The sequence below is a fragment of the Streptomyces sp. genome (assembly GCF_035563135.1).
Taxonomy (GTDB): Bacteria; Actinomycetota; Actinomycetes; order Streptomycetales; family Streptomycetaceae; genus Streptomyces.
In genome coordinates, this window is the sequence record NZ_DATMVN010000109.1 from 1 (window position 1) to 4,304 (window position 4,304).

Consider the following 4,304-nt stretch of genomic DNA (forward strand, 5'->3'; position numbering starts at 1 on the left):
CGCCGCCGCACCGCTCGGCGCGCACCCGGCGATGGCCCGCCTCCTGCTGCACCGATACGACCAGGCCCTGGCCGGCAGCGAGCCCGCCCGCGGCACCCTGCCGGCCCCGTACCTCCTGGCCTCCGCCTGACCCCTGCTGCCGCCCCCCACCCCCTGGCCTCCCCCCGGCTCCTGCTGTCGGCCCGCCGGTCTACTGTCGGAGGCATGGACGGTACGCACGACCCCAGGGACACGCCCTACGGCCCCGCTGACACCGAGCGCTGGGACCCCGAGCCCGACAAGCGGCCCGGCCGCACCGCCTTCCAGCGCGACCGCGCGAGGGTGCTCCACTCCGCCGCCCTGCGCAGGCTCGCCGGCAAGACCCAGGTCGTGACGCCCGGCACCCGGAGCCGGGCCTGGGACGCCAGCCCCCGCACCCGCCTCACCCACTCCCTGGAGTGCGCCCAGGTCGGCCGGGAGCTCGGCGCCGCGCTCGGCTGCGACCCGGATCTCGTGGAAGCGGCCTGCCTCTCCCACGACATGGGCCACCCGCCCTTCGGCCACAACGGCGAACAGGCGCTCGACGACTTCGCGTCGGACTGCGGCGGCTTCGAGGGCAACGCCCAGTCGCTGCGCCTGCTGACCCGGCTCGAACCCAAGCGTTTCGTCCGCGACCCCCGCAGCGGGGAGTTCGTCAGCGTGGGGCTCAACCTGACCCGGGCCGCCCTGGACGCCGCCACCAAATACCCCTGGTCCCGGGGTGCGCACCCCACCGACCCCGGCTCACCGAAATTCGGGGTGTACGAGGACGACCTGCCGGTCTTCGACTGGATCCGCAAGGGCGCGCCGCAGGACAGAAAATGCTTCGAGGCCCAGGTCATGGACTGGTCCGACGACGTCGCCTACTCGGTGCACGACTTCGAGGACGGGCTGCACGCCGGACACATCGACCCCGGCTGTCTCTTCTCCGAACCGGAGCGGGCGGAGATCTGGGCCGTCGCCGTCGGACGCTACGTCCCGGCGGACACCGGTCCCCAGGAACTCGCCGACGCCCTCGACCGGCTCACCTCCCAGGAGTGGTGGCCGCGCGACTACGACGGCACCGCGGTCGCCCAGGCCCGGCTGAAGGACGCGACGAGCCAGCTCATCGGCAGGTTCTGTCTCGCCGCCGAATCGGCCACCCGCACCGCGTACGGGCCCGGACGGCTCGGCAGATACGGCGCCGAGCTCATCGTCCCGCGCGAGGTGCGCAACGAGTGCGCCGTGCTCAAGGCCGTCGCCGACCGTTACGTCATGCAGCGCGCCGAGCAGGAGGTCATCCGCGCCCGACAGCGGATCGTCATCGCCGAACTCGCCGCAGCGCTCACCGCCCGCGCGCCCGAAGGGCTGGAGCCGCAGTTCCGCGCCCTGTACACCGCCGCCCCCGACGACCGGGCCCGCAAGAGGGTCCTCGTCGACCAGATCGCCGCACTGACGGACGCCTCCGCGCGGTCCCTTCACGGAACACTCACGGTCGTTGGGCAGACTGGACCGTGACCGGGCCGCATGCCGGTGGCCGTGACCCGGCCGGGGCACACCCTCTTTCGTCATCACGCTGCGTGCGGGACGCTCGCAGGTGGTGGCGCCGCGCAGCACAGTACCGAGGAGGCATCAAGTGGTCGACGCACATCGGACGTTCGTCATCGTCGGCGGAGGACTCGCCGGAGCCAAGGCGGCCGAGACACTCCGGACGGAGGGCTTCAGCGGCCGGGTGATCCTCATCGGCGACGAGCTCGACCATCCGTACGAGCGGCCACCCCTGTCCAAGGGATACCTGCTGGGCAAGGACGAACGGGACTCCGTCCTCGTCCACGAGACCGCCTGGTACGCGGGCGCCGACATCGAGCTCCACCTCGGCCAGACCGTCACCTCCATCGACAGGGCCGGCCGGTCCGTGCAGCTCGGCGACAACACGGTCGTCCACTACGACAAGCTGCTGCTCGCCACCGGCGCCGAGCCCCGCCGCCTCGACATCCCGGGCACCGACCTGGCCGGCGTCCACCACCTGCGCCGTCTCGCCCACTCCGACCGGCTGCGCAACGTCCTGGCCGCCCTCGGCCGGGACAACGGCCACCTGGTGATCGCCGGAGCCGGCTGGATCGGCCTGGAGGTCGCCGCGGCGGCCCGCGGCTACGGCGCCGAGGTGACCGTCGTCGCCCCCTCCGCGACCCCGCTGCACCACGTCGTCGGTCCGGAGGTCGGCCAGATCTTCACCGACCTCCACGCCGCGCACGGTGTCCGTTTCCACTTCGGCGCCCGCCTCACCGAGATCACCGGTCAGGACGGCCTGGTCCTCGCCGCCCGTACCGAGGACGGCGAGGAGCACCCCGCCCACGACGTCCTCGCCGCGATCGGCGCGGCCCCGCGCACCTCCCTCGCCGAGGCCGCCGGACTCACGATGGCGGACCGGGCCGAAGGCGGCGGTGTCGCCGTCGACGCCTCCCTGCGCACCTCCGACCCGGACATCTTCGCCGCCGGGGACATCGCGTCCGTGGACCATCCGCTCTTCGGCCGCCGGCTGCGCGTGGAGCACTGGGCGAACGCCCTGAACAGCGGACCGGCCGCCGCGAAGGCCATGCTCGGCCAGGACGTGACGTACGACCGGGTGCCGTACTTCTTCTCCGACCAGTACGACCTCGGCCTGGAGTACTCCGGCTGGGCGCCGCCCGGTTCCTACGACCAGGTCGTCATCCGGGGCGATGCGGGCAAACACGAGTTCATCGCCTTCTGGCTGAAGGACCGCCGGGTCCTCGCCGGGATGAACGTCAATGTGTGGGACGTCACCGAGAACATCCAGAAACTGATCAGGAGCGCCCGTCCGGTCGGCCCGGACGCCCTGGGCGACCCGTCCGTACCCCTGGAGTCCCTGCTCTGAGCGGGCGGGCCCGGTATCCGGGGCCGCCCGGTGCCCGGGCGGTGCGCCCGCCGCCGGCCGGTCCCGGATGCCCGGCCCCACCCGTAGACTTCACCCGTGGCAGGCAGGATCAATGACGACGACGTGAAGGCGGTCCGGGACGCGGTCCCGATCGACGCCGTCGTGTCCGAGTACCTCCAGCTGCGCAACGCCGGCGGCGGAAACCTCAAGGGCCTCTGCCCCTTCCACGACGAGAAGTCCCCCTCCTTCCAGGTGAGCCCGGGCAAGGGCCTGTTCCACTGCTTCGGCTGCCAGGAGGGCGGCGACACGATCGCCTTCGTGATGAAGATCGATCACCTCACCTTCTCCGAGACGGTCGAGCGCCTCGCCGCCAAGGCGGGCATCACCCTGCGGTACGAGGAGGGCGGCTACAACCCCTCCCACCAGCGCGGCGAGCGCATCCGGCTGGTCGAGGCGCACAAGATCGCCGCCGATTTCTACCGCGAGCAGCTGAACGGCCCCGAAGCCGAGATCGGCCGGAAGTTCCTCGCCTCACGCGGCTTCGACCAGGACGCGGCGGCCCACTTCGGCGTCGGCTACAGCCCGGCGGGCTGGGACCACCTCACCCGCTACCTGCGCGGCAAGGGCTTCAGCGACAAGGAGCTCATCAGCTCCGGTCTCTCCCAGGACGGCCGCCGCGGCCCCATCGACCGCTTCCGCGGCCGGCTGATGTGGCCGATCAGCGACACCTCGGGTGAGATCGTCGGCTTCGGCGCCCGCAAGCTCCGCGACGACGACAACGGCCCGAAGTACCTCAACACCCCCGAGACCTCGATCTACAAGAAGTCCCAGGTGCTGTACGGCATCGACCTGGCGAAGAAGGACATCGCCAAGGCGAGCCGGGCCGTGGTCGTCGAGGGCTACACCGATGTCATGGCCTGCCACCTCGCCGGGGTCACGACCGCCATCGCGACCTGCGGCACCGCGTTCGGCAACGACCACATCAAGATCCTCCGACGGCTCCTGATGGACAACGGCAGCGCCCGGGTCATCTTCACCTTCGACGGTGACGCCGCAGGCCAGAAGGCCGCCCTGCGCGCCTTCGAGGACGACCAGAAGTTCGCCGCCGAGACCTACATCGCGATCGCCCCGGACAACATGGACCCGTGCGACCTGCGGCTCGCCAAGGGCGACGACGCCGTCCGCGACCTGGTCGAACCCCGCACCCCGCTCTTCGAATTCGCGCTCCGCCAGATCGTCGGCCGCTACGACCTGGAGACCCCGGCCGGCCGCGCCGCCGCCCTCGACGAGGCGGGGCCCGTGGTCGCCCGCATCAAGAACAGCTCCTCGCAGCACGAGGTAGCCGTCCAGCTGGCCGGCCTGCTGGGCATCCTGGACACCCAGTTCGTGGTCAAGCGCGTCGGCCAGCTCG

The 4,304-nt window shown here is 71.8% G+C and carries 3 protein-coding genes and 1 pseudogene; all 4 read left to right on the forward strand.

What is annotated here, in order from left to right; translation table 11 throughout:
- A pseudogene (locus VN520_RS04800) lies at positions 1–130 on the forward strand (sirohydrochlorin chelatase); the annotation flags it as partial.
- A gap of 74 nt (positions 131–204) precedes the next feature.
- Positions 205–1,515 carry a deoxyguanosinetriphosphate triphosphohydrolase gene (locus VN520_RS04805; RefSeq protein WP_325745576.1) on the forward strand — a complete coding sequence of 437 codons (1,311 nt, stop codon included), beginning with the start codon at positions 205–207 and terminating at the stop codon, positions 1,513–1,515.
- Between the two features lie 118 nt (positions 1,516–1,633).
- Positions 1,634–2,893: an NAD(P)/FAD-dependent oxidoreductase gene (locus VN520_RS04810; RefSeq protein ID WP_325745577.1), complete on the forward strand. Its 1,260-nt coding sequence runs from the start codon at positions 1,634–1,636 to the stop codon at positions 2,891–2,893.
- A 96-nt stretch (positions 2,894–2,989) separates the two neighbouring features.
- Positions 2,990–4,304 (forward strand): DNA primase (gene dnaG / locus VN520_RS04815; RefSeq protein WP_325745578.1); only part of this gene is annotated, 1,315 nt, incomplete at its 3' end.